Here is a 19,044-nt window from a genome sequence, read left to right on the forward strand (position 1 = left end):
TTCAATTAGCTAATGTATAGATAAATTATTCTTATTCTCAGGATTTTTTGGTTTGAATTTTAAAAAACGAGCTTTTCTATTTGGCTCGCTATCTGGAATATTTTGGGGTCTTGACTATACATTAGCAGGACAAGTTCACACACTTCTTACAATGACTTTTTTAGTTTCAATGTGGCTTACTTCAATACATGATTTAGGAGTTGCAGCAACTGTCAGTGTCGTATCAAAATCATCTGTAAAAAAAGTTAAAGATCTAAAGCTTTGGCAAATTATAAGTATATGCTGTATCCCGCTTCTAGGTGGACTTGCGATGACTATGTACATGCTTTCGACAAGAGATATCTCTACTGGGACAGCAATCATAATATCATCATGCTATCCTGCTGTAGGAATGATAGGCGCGCGAATCTTTCTCAAGGAAAGCTTAACTCCTCTGAAAATATTAGGATTTACAATTGTTTTAATTGGTATTACCCTAACAGCCTATAGTGAATTATTTGATCAGGTAAATAGCATTATAGGTCTTAGCTTTGCAATTTTAGCAGCTATTTTTTGGGGACTAGAAGGTGTTATCTATAAAATGGTTTTGAATGCTGATGTCTCGGCAAATACATTACTTTTTCTACGTAAGATCTCTACAATTATAATATTCTTACCATTCACTTGGATTATAATCAATACAGTTAGTATTTATGTGCTATTACTTATAGCTGCTATTGGTGTTATTGGCTATATTGCAGATCTAGCATATATGCAAGCATTTAAGTACTCAAATGTAACTTTAGCAATGTCACTAAATATTACTTATATTATTTGGGGGCCTTTATTTGCCTTTATGCTATTTGATCAAAGTATAAGTATTCTACTTCTCATAGCTTGTGCAATTTTAATATTTATAGGCAATTATCTAATATTCAAATCCAAATCAGTTTACTAAAAAACTGAATTTTCCCCGTATAAATAATTAGGTAGCTGAAAGGTATAAAGAGCATAACCTCCTACTAGATCAGATGATTGATCTCCTATTGAGATAAGTATCTTATACCCCAAAGATTCAATATAAGCCCTTCTCTCTGCCTTAAAATTTTTAAAGCCCTTGGAATCATATTCTGTCAAGTTATTTGGAAAAACAAATACATCTTCAAAACCTACATAACCAGCATTATGTAATGCCTGTTTTGTCGCTTCAAGATGCTTAGCAAAACGCGCGCTTATGAAAAATATTTTAAGTCCTTTAGCAAGACAGTAAAGATAGAAGTCTAAAGTAGCCTTGATTGGATAAGCACTAGTTTTTGCAAGTAGTTCATCCCAAATTTGATGATTCTCCTGTTGAGGAAAGCCTACTTCTTTAAAAGGATAATAATGATTCAATGAAGTTTCATCAATATCAAGAACTATGGCATGATTTTTTAATGATGATTGAGCATCTATTATTTGCTTAGCTTTTTCAAGAATACTTCTTACCTCATCTTCATGAGCTTGACTCTCATAATAAGAAATAACTTGTTCTTGTGTCATATATACGTTTATTTTAGACCTAATTCTTTCAATCTTTCTTCTAGAAATATTCCAGCTTGAGGATATTTTTCAGATAGATATACTTCTGGCTTAGGATGTATAAAGCACGGTGTTGAAACTCGATCAAGATTCTCTATTTCACCTTCTGGCTTTACAACTCTATGCTTAGTTGCAATATACTCACCATTAGTCATTTCTTGAAGCATGTCACCGATATTTATAACTAGAGACTCACTATCACATGGCACATCATACCATTGATTAGTTACTGGTGATAAAACTTGTAAACCTGGTGAAGAAGCTATTGGCAACAATGTAATTAAGTTGATATCTTCATGGGCTGCAGCTCTTACTGCACCTGACTCTTCATCACCTTTCATAGCAGGATAATGTAATATTCTTAACAACGTACTTTCATAAGAAACAGTATCTCTTAATCGTTGTGGTAGCTTACTAGCAACAGCTGGATCCATATGCTCATCTATCCATTCAAGAAGTGTCTCACCAAGCTTCATCATTTTTTCAAACATTTCTCTAGCTGCACTACTTACTTCCTGAGGATATCGACCATTAGGAAAATATAAATGATAGAAGTGCTTAATGTCTTTTACTGTTTCACCCTTTGCAACTTCAGAGACATCTTTTGGAAAATATCCATCTTGGTTTTCAACATCAAATAAATATTTATCAGCATCACCTGACTTTAAAAAATCTTGCCACTCATTATAAACAGTTTGGATAAGATTCCAGTCAATAGGATGAGTCTTTAAAACTGCAAAACCAGTTTCTTTCAAAGACTTTGTAAACTCTTCAGCTGCATTATCTGCATAGTAATCAACGCTACGAATATTCATTTTTACTCCATATTTTTAGAGGGAAACAATTCAAGGACTGCCTTTAATTATATCAATAATACTTTTATGTTTCATTAACTTGATGATATCTTAGATAGGAAAACTTAATTAAATAAACTTCTATATCTTCTTATTTATTTTTCTACGCAAATATATCTCTAACTTATCAAGTGATCTTGCAAGTTTTTTACTTATTGCAATAAATGGTAATAAAGCTAATCCTATAAAAAATAATCCTGGTCCAGGAGTAAATAGCATAATTAGACCAAGTATCAAAGCCACAATTGAAATTATTAAAAACATTAATAAAACTAGAGGATTAGATAATTTTTTACGATAATATCTGTGCAATAAATAAAACCTTTTTCCTGGTTTAGCTTTTACTATACTTTTAAGTTTTAATATCACTTTTAAATATACCTTCTAAGTTAAGCAAATAACGCTAGCTCTAATAGTTTTAACCTCTTGGATGATGTTTTTGGTATATTTCTTGTAAGCGATTTTGAGATATATGTGTATAAATAGTTGTTGTTGATACATTACTATGACCTAATAATAACTGAACCGATCTAAGATCTGCACCATGATTGAGCAAATGTGTTGCAAAAGCATGTCTTAGAGTATGTGGCGATATATCTGTGTTTATGCCCGCAATAAGCGCATAGCTCTTAATACGATGCCAAAAAGATTGACGAGTTATTCTCTTTGAATGTTTGCTAATAAAAACAGCTTCCTCTTTAAAATTTTTAGCTAACGACTCGCGCGACTCTTCAAAATACTTATGTAAATATTCAAGAGCATACTCTCCTATCGGCACAATTCGCTCTTTCGAGCCTTTACCCATGACTTGTATTACCCCGACATTCAAATCTATATCATGAGTATTTAGCCCAACCAACTCACTAACTCTCAAACCGGTAGCATACATAAGCTCTAGCATTGCCTTATCACGAATACCAATATCATCTGTTAAATCAGGCGCTTGAAGTAGCCTTTCGACATCAACTTCTGTCATATCTTTAGGCAACCTTTTAGCTAACTTCGGTAAAGTTAATTTTGTAGTCGGATTAGTAGTAGCTTGTCCTGTCGATATAAGCCAATTATAGAACTTACGTAATGTAGATATCATACGCGCATTAGATCGGCTACTATAGCCATTCTTAGAACGATAAGATATAAAAGCATATAGTTGCTCAAAATCAAGATTAATCAATTCTACTTGTGAGAAGTAACTTTGTAAGAACTTTAGATCTGTGCGATAAGATGAAATAGTGTTTTGGCTTAAACCGTGCTCAAGCCAAAGATTATCAAGAAAAGCATCAACAGCTGTAGACACTTTTTGATTTTCCTAGAATTATACTTTTTCTTTAATTCTAGCAGCCTTACCAGTAAGACCTCTCATGTAGTATAGCTTAGCTCTACGTACATCTGCTCTCTTCTCAACAGTGATACTGTCAATTAGAGGTGAGTGAGTTTGGAAAGTTCTTTCTACACCCATACCTGAAGACATTTTTCTTACTGTGAAAGCAGAGTGAAGACCTCTGTTTCTTTTTCTAAGAACGAAACCTTTGAAAGCCTGAATTCTTTGCTTATCGCCTTCTTTAATCCATAGGTTAACAGTGATCGAATCACCTGGATTAAATTCTGGAAGATCTGTTCTGATTTGTGACTTTTCTACTAATTCAACAAATTTATTTTTCATTTTTCTCTCCTTTTGTGCTTACCATATCTATTTTATAATCATTTATAATTTGCTTATCTTCTTCAGATAGGCATAGGCACTCAATTAAATCTTTACGACGCTCATAAGTTCTTATCAACTTCTGTTTACGCCTCCATTTTGCTATTTCCTTATGATTACCAGATAACAAAACACTTGGGACCGCATTACCATCAGGCAAAACAGCTGGCTTTGTATAATGCGGGTAGTCCAAAAGACCATCATAAAAAGAATCCTCAATCATGGAATCCTTGTTACCCAACACCTCTGGCAATAGCCTTATCAGACTATCCATAACTAACATAGCAGGGAGCTCACCACCACTTAATACAAAATCACCGACTGAAATCTCTTCATCAACATAATCTTGAATCAAGCGCTCATCAACCCCTTCATATCTACCACAAAGCAGTATCAATGAATCATTTTCTAAAAGCTCAAGAGCCTTATTATGATTAAACACACTACCCTGAGGTGACAAGTATACTACTTTTGTATTATAACCTAAAGTACTTTTTGCATCTTTGATTGCCTGTGATAATGGTTCATATTTCATAACCATACCGGCTCCACCACCAAAGCTGGTATCATCTACCGTTGCATGCTTATCAGTTGTATAATCTCGAGGATTAAAGCATTTTATAGATACCTTAGAGTCTTTTATCGCCCTAGCAGTAATCCCAAAATCATTTATCGCCTTAAACATTTCAGGAAATATAGATATTATGCCAAATTTCATTTTTCTAAATCTAGAATTAAAACAGCTCTAATTTTAGTACTTAAGACAAACAAACACAAATATTGAATCACAAAGCAATTGACTAATAATCGTATTCCCAATCAACAACTATTTTTTTTAAATCAAGATCTTCACTAACAATATATTGCTTAACATAAGGAATAAGATATTCATCAGAGTCTTTCTTACAAACTAAAACTTCATTAGCACCAGTTTCAATAATCCCAATTACTTTACCAAATGAATCATTAGCTGTATTTACAATCGTACATGCAATTAAATCTGTAAAATAAGCTTCGTCGTCACCAACCTTTGGCAATGCTTCTTTTGGCACTCCAATTAGAGAGTTAACATACTTCTTTGCAGTTTCTACATCATTAACACTAGCAAGCTTAATATACAGCTTATCAGCTCGTCTTAAGACACTCTCATCTTTAAGTGGTTGCCAAGCACTATTAGCCGGTAACTGGATATACCAGTCGCCATAACTCAAAAGTGTTTCTATTGAACTTGCTAAAGGATACAAGTTAAGCTCGCCATCAAGCTTATATGTAGCACCAATTTTAGCTATTTCCACAAAATCTTGTGACATAAAAGAAAAATAATTTGATTCTATAAATACGAATTAAGCAACTTTTTTAGCTTCTTTGATTAAGCTAGCTACTCTATCAGATGGTTGAGCACCTTTAGCAAGCCAAGCTTCAGCTTTAGCTACATCAAGCTTTAATCTTTCTTCACCACCTTTAGCTAAAGGATTAAAGAAACCTAGTTTCTCGATAAATCTACCATCTCTTGGACTTCTTTTATCAGCAACTACGATTCTATAGAAAGGACGCTTTTTAGCACCACCACGTGCCATACGAATTACTACCATTTATTTATTCTCCGGTTTTATATTTTAATTTTTTAATTATTAAAATTTATTAGCTAAGCTTAGCAGCCATAAACCTAGCAAAAATTATGCAAAAATTTAATAGCAATACTTTAAAGTCTCTTGACTAAAATGTCAATAGTTGACTTTACATAAACATAATATATAATACCCGAAGTCGCTGAATTTAACAAACAACTTGCTTGCGACACTAAATAATAAGCTAAAGCGTTTCTACTAAATTTTTATTCAAAATTTTCTAGAGACCTTTTAGCAATACTAAAAGGGAGAACAAAATGTCAAAAAATTATTTATTCACATCTGAGTCGGTTTCAGAAGGACATCCAGACAAACTAGCTGATCAAATATCAGATGCAATCTTAGATGAAATTTTAAAACAAGATAAAAACGCTCGTGTTGCATGTGAAACTTTAGTAAAAACTGGTATGGCTCTAGTTGCTGGCGAAATTACAACTTCTGCTTGGATTGATATTGAGGAGCTAGTCAGAAAAGTAATCGTTGAAACTGGATACGATAATGCAAACAAAGGTATTGATGGCAGAACTTGCTCTGTAATCAATGCTATTGGTAAACAATCTAGTGACATTGCCCAAGGTGTTGATCGTGGCTCGCTAGAAGATCTTGGTGCAGGTGATCAAGGACTAATGTTCGGTTTCGCCACCAATGAAACACCAACTTTGATGCCTTCTGCGATTTACTACTCTCATTTACTAATGAGAAAACAAGCAGAACATAGAAAATCAGGCAAACTTGCATGGTTAAGACCAGATGCAAAAGCTCAAGTAACTTTAGCATACGAAAATGATAAACCTAAGTTCATTGATACAATTGTTTTATCTACTCAGCATAATGAATCAATATCTCAAAAAGATTTACACGATGCTGTTATCGAAGAGATTGTGAAAGAAGTAATCCCTGCTGAACTAATCACAAAAGACACGAAGTATCACATTAATCCAACGGGTGTGTTCTTAATAGGCGGTCCTCAAGGAGATTGTGGTCTTACAGGTAGAAAAATTATTGTTGATACTTATGGTGGAGCTGCTCATCATGGTGGAGGTGCATTCTCTGGAAAAGATCCTTCAAAAGTTGATCGCTCTGGCGCATATATGGGTAGATATATCGCTAAGAATATTGTTGCTGCTGGGCTAGCTGATAAATGTGAAGTTCAAGTTGCTTATGCTATTGGTGTAGCAAAGCCTGTTTCTTTGATGGTCAACACCTTTGGTACAGGTAAAATTTCTGATAGCAAAATTGAAAAACTAGTCTCAGAAACTTTTGATCTTAGAGTTGGTAAAATTATCGAAAATCTTGATCTACTTAGACCTATTTATCGCAAAACTTCTAACTATGGTCATTTTGGTCGCGAGTTACCAGAGTTTACTTGGGAAAAAATAGATAAGGCTGATAATCTTAAATCTGCTGCTAAAATCTAATTTCTTATTTATATTCTCTATATTTCAATAAAATCAACCACCTATATTATTAGAATCTATTACAATAATATGACAATACTTTGTGAATGTGAAAGTGATTGTCTTTTTATTAAGAGTTTATAGCTAATCATATATTATTTATACAATATTGAGAATAATTATATAAACTCATATGCCACTATACTCCGGCATTTCTAGTATCTATTTTTCAATCTAATCGAAAATACAAGGTAATAAGAAAAAGACTTATATTAGGAAATATAATTGGCTCTATTAGAGACTTTTAAGATAAACTTTTAGAGGTGCTCATGAAACTTCTGAGTTAGATGACTCTAACTAAATTAGATAATTTAATAGTTCGTTAATCACTAAACATTTATATCTAAAGAGTAGTTCTTGAAAGCAACAAATCTAAATATCCCTTACCAGTTTCTATAAAGTTAATCATATTTTAGGTTACAAAGTTCGATAATAGAATATAGACACTCTTTTTTTGGACAGTATCAAGGCAATATTACATTACATTACATTGTGTCAGGGCTTGACTACAGAATCTGGTAAAAGCTTAGATATGAGTCATTTAGTCAATTATCACTTAAATTATTATGTGCATAAGAACAAATTTACTAAACAACCTACAACCTTTGATACATAAATTTTAAAGTTATATTTATAAAATATTAGAGGGAAAGTTTTTGAAAGAGAATACTTAAGAAATATTTATTAGATTATGCTATAGTACTAGCTTTGTTATATTTTTTCTTCGCTTGAATAAATTCGATTTTTAAATCTTTATATTTAGATTTTATCTCTTTGATATCAGCTTTAGATAATACATTTTCTTTCTTAGCTTTTAGATATTCTTGCTTAGCACTATACATGTTTTTAACATTTGTAACTAACTTAGAGTACAATTCCTCAATACCCAAATCAAACGATTTATTCTTCTTAGTTAGCGCCTCATCTAACTTGACCTTAGCTTTCGCAATTTCAATCAAATGCTTAGGCGTAGTTTTAAGATCATAACACCAGCCTATTTTTGCTAAACCTGCAATAAACCACTTAGATGGATCTAGATCAAACCATCTGATACCATTTCTATAATCACCAGCAAACGCATGATGATAGTTATGATAGCCTTCTCCACCAGTCACTATAGCAGTTATCCAACTATCTCTAGCTGTATTTTTTGTAGAATATGGTCTTTTGCCTATAGTATGAGCCAAAGAGTTAATACAAAAAGTTGCATGATGTACTAAAATAACTCTAAGCAGACCACCTAAAATTAAAAAACCTAAGGCGCTCTGCCAAGCAGCAGTTAACGTACCGCCGGTTAAGAATCCAAATATAAATCCTATTAATGTAGGCAATCCAAAACATGCTAAAATAGCTAACACAGTATAATGATTATGTTGGAAGACCACAGCCTTATCTTTTAGAAGATCATTGACACCTCTAATTTCTTGTACATCTGGACTACTATGTCTTAACAGCCAGCCAAAATGAGAGAACCAAAAACCTCTTGTAGCTGCATACGGATCTTTTACAGGATCATCAACATCTTTATGGTGCTTTCTATGATCTGAAGCCCACTGAATTATACTATTCTGTAAAGCTGCTGTCCCAAAAACCATAAGAGCATAACTTACTATCTTATTAGCTTTATAAGTTTTATGTGACCAAAGTCTATGATAGCCCATTGTAATACCAACACCTGTTAGAATATAAAATACAACTAAAGCCACATAATCCGCAGTTGAAAAACCATAAGTCATTGCATACCAAGGTACAGCAATCAGAGCAACTATTGGAAGTAACAGAAGTCCGAAGACACTCTTCCAAACTATACTGCCTTGTTTTTCTATGGTTTGATGTATTATTTCATTATTATTATTCATTTAGAACCTTTAACCTTTTTTTGAATTTAACCCACTTGATGTGGATACGGGAAAATTAACTACAATGCTATGATAACACGTATCTGATTTTTTTGATAGCTATTTAAGCGCGTTTAAATTTGAGCTCTAGCTTTAACATTGATTTCTAAATTAGAATCCTTAAAACTATTGGCATATCTATAAGCGCCAGCAAGAGCAATCATTGCACCATTATCTGTACAATATTTCATTGGAGGGAAAAATATCTCATAACCCTTATTCTTAGACAGTACATCCAACTTAGAGCGTAGCAATTTATTCGCACTAACCCCACCAGATATAACCAACCTTTTATTTCCTGTCTTCTGTAAGGCTTTTTCACACTTTGTTACTAAAACATCTATAGCCGCTTCTTGAAATGCATAACATAAATTTGCTTTATTTTCATATGACTGATCTGTTTCACTATACCAAGTATTCAATACAGCAGTCTTTAGACCACTAAAACTAAAATCCAAATTAGGCTTATTTTTCATTGGTCTAGGCAGATCATACTTTTTTTTATCTGTAGCTTTTTCAGCAAGATTAGCCACCTCGACTCCACCAGGGTATGACATCCCTAGAAGTTTAGCTGTTTTATCAAATGCTTCTCCGGCAGCATCATCAATAGACTCTCCGAGTAAAGAGTATTCACCAAACTCTCTAACTTCGAATAATTGAGTATGCCCACCAGATACCAGTAATGCAACGAATGGATATTTTATATCACTACTTTGATCTAAAAGAGGGGATAATAAATGTCCTTCAAGATGATGTACGGCTACTGTATCAATATTATGTATCAATCCTAATGTTTTAGCAAAAGTTGCCCCCACCATTAGTGCACCAATCAGTCCTGGCATAGCTGTATAGGCAATACAGCTTAAGTCATTAAAATTGATGTTAGCATTACTGAGCAGCTCTTTAGTCAAAATATTTAATTTTGCAATATGTTCACGTGATGCAAGTTCTGGAACTACTCCACCATATTTTTTATGCAAATCTATCTGACTATACAATACATCTGCAACAAGAGTTTTAGATGAATAATCATAAATCGCCAAACCAGTTTCATCACAGGAGCTTTCTATACCTAAAACAAGCATTATTTCTTAGCAGCCCCAGCACCACCATTAGTCTTTGTGATCTGAATAAATTTAGTTATAAATGAGCCCACAACCAAACCAATCACAAAAGCAATAGATAAAAGCACCATAAGAGGCAATGTTGTACTACCAAATATGTAATCAAAACTGACATTATCAGTATTCAATATAGATAAAAAAACAATTACAATAATTGCTAAACCAAATAGTATTTGCCAAAACAGTTTTTTAATTGTACTAAACATTAGCTACATTCTTAAATAAGACATATTGACAATATTATAGTTAATTTTTTTGAAATTATAAAACTTAATTTGAGAGATATTTTAGAAAACTCTTTGGTATTGCATTTATAAATATGCAATACCTTGATACAAATAATAATTAGAAATCTAAAGATTCCAAAGCATTTCTTAATGACTCTTCAATATCATCATTAATATCTTTATCTTCTTTTTCAATCTGATTCTCAAAGAGAGTATCTTCAGTGTTAAATGATGATGCTTCTGTGAATATCATATTATCTTCTACACCTAGCTCTTCTCTCATCTTCTCAATTTTATTAGACTCTTTTCTAACCGCTAAACCTGTACCTGTAGGTATTAATCTACCAATAAGAACGTTTTCTTTAAGTCCTCTTAATTGATCAACTTGAGAATGTATCGAAGCCTCAGTTAATACTCTAGTCGTTTCTTGGAACGATGCTGCAGACAAGAATGACTCCGTAGATAAAGATGATCTAGTGATACCCATTAGAGTAAGCTCATACTCAACCAATCTCTTACCTTCTTTAGCTAGCCTATCATTTTCTTCAAGTATTCTTACTAATTCAATACTTTCATCTTTGACAAACTTACTATCACCTTCATCAAGAATTGTTGCTTTTCTTAACATCTGTCTAACGATCGTTTCAATATGCTTATCGTTAATTACAACACCTTGCATACGATATACAGACTGAGCTTCAATCAATATATAGTCAGCAAACGCTTCTAAACCTTTATACTTAAGAAGATCATGTGGATCAGTAGGACCATCGGCTAACACGTCGCCTTTAGATACCTGTTCACCATCAAAAACTACTAGATGTCTAGATTTAGGCAATAGTATCTCTTCAGCAATATGACCGCTCTTATCCAAGATTTCAATCCTTTGCTTTTCTTTAGTATCTCTATTACCCAATCTAACCATACCATCGCAAGGCGATAATATTGCAGCATCTTTAGGTCGTCTAGCCTCAAAAAGTTCAGCAACTCGTGGAAGACCACCTGTAATATCCTTATTCTTAGATCCTTCTAAAGGAATCTTAGCAACAACATCACCAACCTCTAATACTGAATCATCAGTAACGTTCAATACAGCACCTACAGCTAATGAAATTGATTTAAGCTCATTGCCTTTTTCATCAACAACTTTAACAACTGGCTTTAAGTTCTTAGAGGTTGTTCTTTGAGATATTGAAGTTATCTCAATAGTTTGCTGACCAGTTAAATCATCATATGTATGCTTTGATGTAATACCATCAATAACATCCTCTAAAACTACTTTACCAGCAACATCAGTAATCAATGGTTGAGCATGCGGATCCCAAGTAGCTATAACATCGCCAATCTCAACACCCTTGCCACTTGCTAAAGGAACAACCGCACCCATAGGGATTTTATGTTGCTCTCTAACACGGCCCATAGTATCAGAAACTATAATTTCACCAGCTCTTGATATAACTATATTTTGACCATCTTTATTTGTAACTGTTCTTATGTTTTTGAACTTAATCTTACCAGCAGTCTTAACTTTAATATCAGATACTGTAATACCTAATGATGCCGCACCACCAGTATGGAATGTTCTCATCGTAAGCTGTGTACCTGGCTCACCAATTGACTGAGCAGCAATTACACCAACAGACTCACCGACATTGACTTTTCTTTCACGAGCAAGGTCACGACCATAACATTTAGCACATAAGCCTCTACGAGTTTTACATGTAATTGGAGATCTAACCTTGATCATGTCAATACCATTATCGTCAAGTATCTCAACAAGATTTTCATCAAGTAGAGTACCAGCTTCTAATAGAACAACTCCCTTTTCAGTCACAACATCAGCAGCTAATGTTCTACCTAAAGCTCTCTCTACTAGAGGAACTTTAACTTCGCCATCTTCAACAATAGCTGAGAACATTAAACCATCATCAGTACCACAATCTTCTTCGATAACAACTAAATCTTGGGCAACATCCACAAGTCTACGAGTTAGGTAACCAGCATTAGCTGTCTTCAATGCTGTATCTGCTAGACCTTTACGAGCTCCGTGAGTAGATGTAAAGTACTGCAATACTGACAAGCCTTCTCTAAAGTTTGCAGTAATAGCAGTTTCAATCATCGTTCCATCTGGCTTAGCCATTAGACCACGCATACCTGCAAGCTGTCTCATCTGGTTATAAGAACCTCTAGCACCTGATTTTGCCATCATATATACAGAGTTAAATGATTCGATTTCTTTATTCTCACCATTTACCATTACAGTATCTTTTGAAATCGCATCCATCATCGAAGCACCAACCTCATCCGAGGTTTTGCTCCAAATATTGATGATATTATTATATCTTTCATTCTCTGTAATTAATGAAGACTGATACTGCTCCGTAATATGCTTAATTTCTTTTTCTGCTTCTTCTACTTTAGCTTCTTTATTTTCAGGTATTGTCATATCATCAACACCTACAGAAACGCCTGATAATGTCGAATATTTAAAACCTGCATACATCAGTTTATCTGCTAAAACTACAGTCGCCTTACCACCTAGCACTCTAAATGCTTGATTAATAATCTTAGAAATTTCTTTCTTAACAAGTACTTTATTTAATAATGAGAATGACAAACCTTCTGGCAATATATTAAGAAGTAGTGCTCTACCAACAGTAGTATTTATAACCCCCTTCTCATTATAAGTATTGCCTTTAGTATCAAAAACTTGTCTATCTATTCTAAGCTTAATTTTAGCATGGATATCTATAGTGCCAGAGTTATATGCTCTACTAACGTCATCATAGTTTGAAAATAATTTACCTTCACCACGAGCGCCTTCTTTTTCTCTAGTAATGTAGTACAAACCTAGTACAATATCTTGAGTAGGAGTGATAATCGGCTGACCAGATGCTGGAGATAAGATGTTGTTTGTAGACATCATTAATACTCTAGCTTCTAATTGAGACTCTACAGTTAATGGTACGTGTACAGCCATTTGGTCACCATCGAAATCGGCATTAAATGCCGCACAAACCAAAGGATGTAGCTGTATTGCTTTACCTTCGATTAGCTTAGGTTCGAATGCCTGAATACCAAGTCTATGAAGTGTTGGAGCACGGTTTAGTAATACAGGATGCTCATTAATAACAACTTCTAAAATATCCCATACAACAGCTTCTTCAAGCTCAACCATTCTCTTAGCTTGTTTGATAGTTGTTGCATAACCACCTAATCTTAACTTAGAGTATACAAAAGGCTTAAATAGCTCTAATGCCATCTTTTTAGGTAAACCACACTCATGCAATCTTAGAGATGGACCAACCGTAATTACAGAACGGCCAGAATAGTCTACACGTTTACCAAGTAAGTTCTGACGGAAACGTCCTTGCTTACCTTTTATCATATCAGCAAGAGACTTAAGTGGACGCTTATTTGAACCTGTTACAGCCCTACCACGTCTACCGTTATCTAGTAACGCATCTACAGCTTCCTGTAACATTCTCTTTTCATTTCTAACAATAATATCTGGAGCATTTAAATCCAATAGTTTTTTAAGTCTATTGTTTCTATTAATTACTCTACGATACAAATCATTAAGATCAGAAGTTGCAAATCTACCACCTTCAATTGGAACTAATGGTCTTAAATCTGGCGGTAAAACTGGTAATACAGTCATTACCATCCACTCAGGTTTATTTCCAGATGCTTGGAAAGTTTCAAGAAGTCTTAATCTCTTAATAGCTTTTTCTTTTTTAGCTGTAGATTTACTCTCTTCATATTCGGCTTGTAGAGACTCTATTTCAGTTTCAAGATCGGTATCTGCTAATAAGTCTCTTATAGCTTCTGCACCCATAGATGCTTCAAACTCATAACCATAGTTCTCTAGAGCTTCAGCATACTCATCATCAGTAAGAAGCTGTTTTTTCTCTAGTGGAGTCATGCCTGGATCTGTAACTATGTAAGATTCAAAGTATAGAACCTTCTCAACATTCTTTAATGGCATATCAAGAAACAGACCTATTCTAGAAGGCAAAGATTTTAGATACCATATATGTACTACTGGACACACTAAATCTATATGACCCATTCTTTCTCTACGTACTTTGGCCTGCTCTACCTCAACACCACAACGCTCACATACTACGCCACGATGCTTAAGTCTTTTATACTTACCACACAAACACTCGTAGTCTTTTATTGGACCAAAGATTTTAGCACAGAATAATCCATCTCTCTCTGGTTTGAATGTTCTATAATTTATAGTTTCTGGTTTTTTAACTTCACCATGAGACCATGAACGAATGACCTCTGGAGATGCTAAAGATATTTTAATAATATCAAACTTTTTACTATTGTAGTTTTGATGTAGGATACCGTTATTCACAGGTAATTCTCCTATACTTTTATTTTAAATAACAAAAAATAAGTAGCTTCAAATTAAGATGCTTATTCTTCCTCAGATGAATAGTCAAAATCCATATCTATACCCAATGCTCTAACTTCATTTCTTAAAACATTGAATGATTCTGGAACATCTACATTCATAGTTAACTTACCATCAACTATATTCTTATACATCTTAGATCTACCAGTTATGTCATCTGACTTAACGGTTAACATCTCTCTTAGAGTATAAGCAGCACCATATGCTTGTAACGCCCAAACTTCCATCTCACCGAATCTTTGACCACCAAATTGCGCTTTACCACCTAATGGTTGTTGCGTAACTAAGCTATAAGATCCAGTTGATCTAGCATGCATTTTATCATCTACTAAATGGTCTAACTTAAGCATATACATATAACCAACCGTTACATGCCTATCAAATGGTTTACCGGTACGACCATCAAATAGTTTCATCTGACCATTAGTTGCAAAGCCACCTATTTTTAGCAATGATTTGATATCTTCTTCTTTTGCACCATCAAATACAGGGGTAGCAATTGGCACTCCTCCTTTTAGATTTTCACAAAGATTCAATATCTCTTCATCATTTAAAGCTTTAAGATCAACTTTCTTGTCACCTACACTATTATAGACTTCTTCTAAAGTTTTTCTTAACTCTGCTGCTTTTCTTGTTTTTTCTAGAGTTTGCTCTATTTTCTTGCCTAAGCCATAAGAAGCTAACCCTAAATGAGCCTCTAGAATCTGACCGATATTCATACGCGAAGGAATACCTAGTGGATTCAAACAGACATCTACAGGAGTACCATCTTCCATATATGGCATATCCTCTACTGGTAACACTCGTGAAACCACACCTTTGTTACCATGACGTCCAGCCATCTTATCACCTGGCTGAATACGCTTTTTAATAGCGACAAAAACTTTAACAGTCTTAAGTACACCAGGAGATAACTCATTACTTTGCATGATAGATTTTTTCTTAGCTTCAAATCTAGCATCTACAGCTATTTTTGCTTCTTCGTAATACTCTCTAGCATTCTGTACTTTTTGCTCAAGTTTTTCATCTTCAAAAGAAATTTCCAGCCATTTAGAAAAAGGTAAAGTTGCTAAAAATTCTTTTGTAAGAACAGCACCTTTCTTAAGTCCTTTTGCCTTTTGTATCTTAGCTCCAATCACATCTGTCTCGATAGATGATTTAACTACAGATTCAATCACAGCAAATTCTTCATCGAAATCTTTACGCGCTTTATCAATTAGTTCTTTCTCAATTTTAAGAGCTCTTTTACTCTTGCCACCTTTATCATTTTCAAAAACCTGAACATTAATTACAGTACCTGAAGTACCACTAGGCATTCTTAATGAACTATCAGCAACATTTGATGCTTTTTCATTAAAGATTGCTCTAAGAAGTCTTTCTTCAGGAGTTAACTGCTGCTCAGCTTTTGGAGTAATTTTTGCTACAAGAATATCACCTGATTCAACATTTGCACCGATATGGACAATACCTGACTCATCAAGCTTAGCAAGACTTGACTCACTTACATTTGGAATATCTGCTGTTACTTCTTCAGGACCTAATTTAGTATCACGAGCCACACATGTAAACTCTTCAATATGGATACTAGTGTACTTATCATCTTTTACTATTCTCTCAGAAAGTAAAATTGAATCCTCAAAGTTATAACCATTCCACGGCATGAAAGCAACCATAAGATTATGGCCAAGTGATAACTCACCAAAATCAGTTGCAAAACCGTCAGCCAAAATATCACCCGCTTCAATCTTATCACCAACATTAACTATTGGACGTTGATTGATACAAGTATTCTTATTTGAACGCTTAAACTTAGTCAGGCTATAAATATCAACTAACTTGCTTGTTTTAGATTTTTCAGTATCAACTTTAACAACTATTCTATTAGAATCAACTTCTGCTATCTCACCAGCATTTCTTGCGATAATACAGTTACCAGAGTCTCTCGCAACAATCTTCTCCATACCAGTACCCACTAGAGGCTTTTCAGATTTAAGCGTTGGTACAGCTTGACGTTGCATGTTTGCACCCATCAATACCCTGTTAGCATCATCATGCTCTAAGAATGGTATTAATGCTGCAGCTGCTGAAACCATCTGTTTAGCAGAAACATCCATATACTGAACTCTACTTGACTCAGTAAATATTGCCTCACCGCCAGAACGACACTGAATAAGATCTTCTACAAAGTGGTTATTTTTATCAAGTTTAGTCGATGCTTGGGCAATCACATAATGGTCTTCATCAATAGCTGATAAATATTCAATTTCATTAGTTACTTTACCATTAACTACTTTTCTATATGGTGCTTCTAAAAAGCCATAATCATTAACTCGTGCATAACTTGCCAATGAGTTAATCAGACCAATGTTTGGACCCTCTGGAGTCTCAATAGGACATAGTCTACCATAGTGAGTTGCGTGAACATCGCGAACTTCAAAGCCTGCTCTATCACGCGATAAACCACCTGGACCCAGTGCTGAAATTCTTCTTTTATGAGTTACTTCAGAGAGTGGATTATCTTGATCCATAAACTGAGATAAAGCACCCGATGTAAAGAATTCTTTGATTGCTGCTGTAATTGGTTTAGAGTTAACAATATCTTTAGGCATAAGCTTATCTTTATGTACCAAAGACATACTCTCACGGATACCTTTTTCTACTCTATAAAGACCAATTCTAAACTGGTTCTCAACCATCTCACCAACAGAACGAACACGTCTATTACCTAAATGATCGATATCATCGACCTTGCCTTTACCATCACGGATATTAATAAGCTCTTCGATAACACCTACAATATCACTATTTTCTAAAGTATAAATATCTTTAGATACATTATCAGAACCTAATCTTGCATTTAGCTTCATTCTACCTATATCAGATAAGCTATATCTACTTTCAATGAAGAATAGTCCCTCAAATAGCGCTTTTACAGAAGCTGCTGCTGGAGGATCACCAGGTCTAAGAACCTTATATATTTCTACAAGTGCTTCATCTGTATTTTTAGTAAGATCATATTTCAGGGTATCTGATATATATCTACCTCTTTCGGTAGTTATAAAATCAATAACTTCCAATTCAAGCATGCCCGCTTCTACACATGCTTCTAATAAATTTTCTGTAACATCGTCATTAGCATAAGCTATCACTTCACCTGTAGCTTCATTAACGATATCTTTTGCCACTCTAAGAGTACTAACTAAATCAAAATCAATCGCTACAGAATCAACTCCTGCATCTTTGATTTTCTTAATATCTCTAGATGTTAATTTTTTATTTTTCTTAACAATTGTATTATCTTTTTCATCAATAATATCAAACTTAAGCACTTCACCTTTCATACTAGAAAGATCATCAAGCTTAAGTGCAAAACCTTTATTATTAAAACTAATTGTCTTACTATCAGAGAATCTATTTAATATTTCCTCTTGCGTATATCCAAGAGCTTTTAAAATTACTGTAGCGCAAAATTTTCTTTTTCTGTCGATTCTAGCCCATATAATACCTTTTGAGTCAAACTCAAAATCAAGCCATGAACCTCTGTAAGGAATAATACGTGCCGAAAACGCACCTTCCTCTGAATCATCCTTACTAAAGAATACACCAGGTGATCTATGTAACTGTGATACAACTACTCTTTCTGTACCATTAATTATAAAAGTACCATTAGTTGTCATAAGAGGAATATCGCCCATATAGACATATTCTTCTCTAATATCCTCCACCACTTTTTCGCTAGGAAGGGCTTCTTTGTTATATACAACCAATCTCAACTTCACATTTAATGGAGCATCGTATGTAGCACCACGTACCTGACACTCTGTTTCATCAAAAGTAGGTTCACCAATTTGATAATCGACATAATGAAGTTCATATTGCCCATTTTTACTTTCTACAGGAAAAGATTGCTTAAGCACTAATTCAAGACCAGAGTGAAGTCTACCTTTTGCATCATCTGCATTTAAAAATTTTCTATAAGACTCTGTTTGAATGGAAAGTAAATATGGCACATCTAAGATATGAGGAAGAACCCCAAACTCTTTGCGAATTCTTTTTTTCTCAGCGTATGAGTAAGACATCAAAAACATCCCTAAGATTTTGTTTACACAAAATAAAAAGCAAATATGACTATATTTGCACCAATATCTATGTATCTTTCAATACTAGA

The 19,044-nt window shown here is 34.0% G+C and carries 15 protein-coding genes; 2 read left to right on the forward strand and 13 right to left on the reverse strand.

What is annotated here, in order from left to right; translation table 11 throughout:
* Nucleotides 1–52 precede the first annotated feature (52 nt).
* The gene (locus tag IMS64_RS07930; RefSeq protein WP_211490369.1) at nt 53–937 is read left to right on the forward strand and encodes a DMT family transporter; all 885 of its coding nucleotides are present in this window, start codon (nt 53–55) and stop codon (nt 935–937) included.
* Here IMS64_RS07930 and IMS64_RS07935 read toward each other — a convergent pair.
* The 8 genes from IMS64_RS07935 to rpsP form a co-directional block, all read right to left on the reverse strand.
* On the reverse strand, nt 934–1,518 hold the full coding sequence (locus IMS64_RS07935; protein WP_211490370.1) for an HAD family acid phosphatase: 585 nt from the start codon (nt 1,516–1,518) through the stop codon (nt 934–936). The genes IMS64_RS07930 and IMS64_RS07935 overlap by 4 nt on opposite strands.
* An 8-nt stretch (nt 1,519–1,526) precedes the next feature.
* A complete protein-coding gene (locus IMS64_RS07940; RefSeq protein ID WP_211490371.1) occupies nt 1,527–2,372 on the reverse strand; it encodes an isopenicillin N synthase family oxygenase in 846 nt (281 codons plus the stop codon).
* Between the two features lie 120 nt (nt 2,373–2,492).
* A complete protein-coding gene (locus tag IMS64_RS09850; protein ID WP_244972901.1) occupies nt 2,493–2,675 on the reverse strand; it encodes a PGPGW domain-containing protein in 183 nt (60 codons plus the stop codon).
* A 154-nt stretch (nt 2,676–2,829) separates the two neighbouring features.
* Nucleotides 2,830–3,708, reverse strand: coding sequence for a site-specific tyrosine recombinase XerD (gene xerD, locus IMS64_RS07950; RefSeq protein WP_211490373.1), 879 nt, complete (start codon nt 3,706–3,708; stop codon nt 2,830–2,832).
* A gap of 18 nt (nt 3,709–3,726) precedes the next feature.
* Nucleotides 3,727–4,074 (reverse strand): 50S ribosomal protein L19, encoded by a 348-nt coding sequence (gene rplS, locus IMS64_RS07955; protein WP_004287069.1) that lies wholly within the window; start codon nt 4,072–4,074, stop codon nt 3,727–3,729.
* Complete coding sequence (gene trmD / locus IMS64_RS07960; RefSeq protein ID WP_159183768.1) at nt 4,064–4,831, reverse strand: tRNA (guanosine(37)-N1)-methyltransferase TrmD; 768 nt, start codon at nt 4,829–4,831, stop codon at nt 4,064–4,066. Before trmD ends, rplS begins: the two co-directional genes overlap by 11 nt.
* 82 nt (nt 4,832–4,913) lie before the next feature.
* Nucleotides 4,914–5,423 (reverse strand): ribosome maturation factor RimM, encoded by a 510-nt coding sequence (gene rimM / locus IMS64_RS07965; RefSeq protein WP_211490374.1) that lies wholly within the window; start codon nt 5,421–5,423, stop codon nt 4,914–4,916.
* A gap of 33 nt (nt 5,424–5,456) precedes the next feature.
* Nucleotides 5,457–5,705, reverse strand: a complete 249-nt coding sequence (gene rpsP / locus IMS64_RS07970; RefSeq protein ID WP_004287066.1) for a 30S ribosomal protein S16 — start codon at nt 5,703–5,705, stop codon at nt 5,457–5,459.
* A 293-nt stretch (nt 5,706–5,998) separates the two neighbouring features.
* Here rpsP and metK point away from each other — a divergent pair, with 293 nt between their 5' ends.
* Nucleotides 5,999–7,159 (forward strand): methionine adenosyltransferase, encoded by a 1,161-nt coding sequence (metK, locus tag IMS64_RS07975; protein WP_200165647.1) that lies wholly within the window; start codon nt 5,999–6,001, stop codon nt 7,157–7,159.
* Between the two features lie 728 nt (nt 7,160–7,887).
* On the opposite strand, the gene IMS64_RS07980 is transcribed toward metK, so the two are convergent.
* The 5 genes from IMS64_RS07980 to rpoB all read right to left on the reverse strand — a co-directional run bounded on the left by IMS64_RS07980 (nt 7,888) and on the right by rpoB (nt 18,955).
* A complete protein-coding gene (locus IMS64_RS07980; protein WP_042524049.1) occupies nt 7,888–9,057 on the reverse strand; it encodes an acyl-CoA desaturase in 1,170 nt (389 codons plus the stop codon).
* Between the two features lie 113 nt (nt 9,058–9,170).
* Nucleotides 9,171–10,181: a tRNA (adenosine(37)-N6)-threonylcarbamoyltransferase complex transferase subunit TsaD gene (tsaD, locus tag IMS64_RS07985; protein WP_211490375.1), complete on the reverse strand. Its 1,011-nt coding sequence runs from the start codon at nt 10,179–10,181 to the stop codon at nt 9,171–9,173.
* Complete coding sequence (locus IMS64_RS07990; protein WP_004287062.1) at nt 10,181–10,426, reverse strand: lipopolysaccharide assembly protein LapA domain-containing protein; 246 nt, start codon at nt 10,424–10,426, stop codon at nt 10,181–10,183. Before IMS64_RS07990 ends, tsaD begins: the two co-directional genes overlap by 1 nt.
* 139 nt (nt 10,427–10,565) lie before the next feature.
* On the reverse strand, nt 10,566–14,816 hold the full coding sequence (rpoC, locus tag IMS64_RS07995) for a DNA-directed RNA polymerase subunit beta' (protein ID WP_211490376.1): 4,251 nt from the start codon (nt 14,814–14,816) through the stop codon (nt 10,566–10,568).
* 62 nt (nt 14,817–14,878) lie between these two features.
* Nucleotides 14,879–18,955, reverse strand: a complete 4,077-nt coding sequence (gene rpoB / locus IMS64_RS08000) for a DNA-directed RNA polymerase subunit beta (RefSeq protein ID WP_211490377.1) — start codon at nt 18,953–18,955, stop codon at nt 14,879–14,881.
* Between the last annotated feature and the right edge of the window lie 89 nt (nt 18,956–19,044).

The sequence above is a fragment of the Francisella philomiragia genome, from assembly GCF_018135955.1.
GTDB classification, from domain to species: domain Bacteria; phylum Pseudomonadota; class Gammaproteobacteria; order Francisellales; family Francisellaceae; genus Francisella; species Francisella philomiragia.

What these genes read in the sequence shown, in the direction of transcription:
- rpoB (WP_211490377.1), bottom strand. Translation starts at nt 18,955, where the DNA reads ATGTCTTACTCATACGCTGAGAAAAAAAGAATTCGCAAAGAGTTTGGG.
- rimM (WP_211490374.1), bottom strand. Translation starts at nt 5,423, where the DNA reads ATGTCACAAGATTTTGTGGAAATAGCTAAAATTGGTGCTACATATAAG.
- rpsP (WP_004287066.1), bottom strand. Translation starts at nt 5,705, where the DNA reads ATGGTAGTAATTCGTATGGCACGTGGTGGTGCTAAAAAGCGTCCTTTC.
- tsaD (WP_211490375.1), bottom strand. Translation starts at nt 10,181, where the DNA reads ATGCTTGTTTTAGGTATAGAAAGCTCCTGTGATGAAACTGGTTTGGCG.
- trmD (WP_159183768.1), bottom strand. Translation starts at nt 4,831, where the DNA reads ATGAAATTTGGCATAATATCTATATTTCCTGAAATGTTTAAGGCGATA.
- IMS64_RS07940 (WP_211490371.1), bottom strand. Translation starts at nt 2,372, where the DNA reads ATGAATATTCGTAGCGTTGATTACTATGCAGATAATGCAGCTGAAGAG.
- IMS64_RS09850 (WP_244972901.1), bottom strand. Translation starts at nt 2,675, where the DNA reads ATGTTTTTAATAATTTCAATTGTGGCTTTGATACTTGGTCTAATTATG.
- IMS64_RS07980 (WP_042524049.1), bottom strand. Translation starts at nt 9,057, where the DNA reads ATGAATAATAATAATGAAATAATACATCAAACCATAGAAAAACAAGGC.
- IMS64_RS07990 (WP_004287062.1), bottom strand. Translation starts at nt 10,426, where the DNA reads ATGTTTAGTACAATTAAAAAACTGTTTTGGCAAATACTATTTGGTTTA.
- rplS (WP_004287069.1), bottom strand. Translation starts at nt 4,074, where the DNA reads ATGAAAAATAAATTTGTTGAATTAGTAGAAAAGTCACAAATCAGAACA.
- metK (WP_200165647.1), top strand. Translation starts at nt 5,999, where the DNA reads ATGTCAAAAAATTATTTATTCACATCTGAGTCGGTTTCAGAAGGACAT.
- IMS64_RS07935 (WP_211490370.1), bottom strand. Translation starts at nt 1,518, where the DNA reads ATGACACAAGAACAAGTTATTTCTTATTATGAGAGTCAAGCTCATGAA.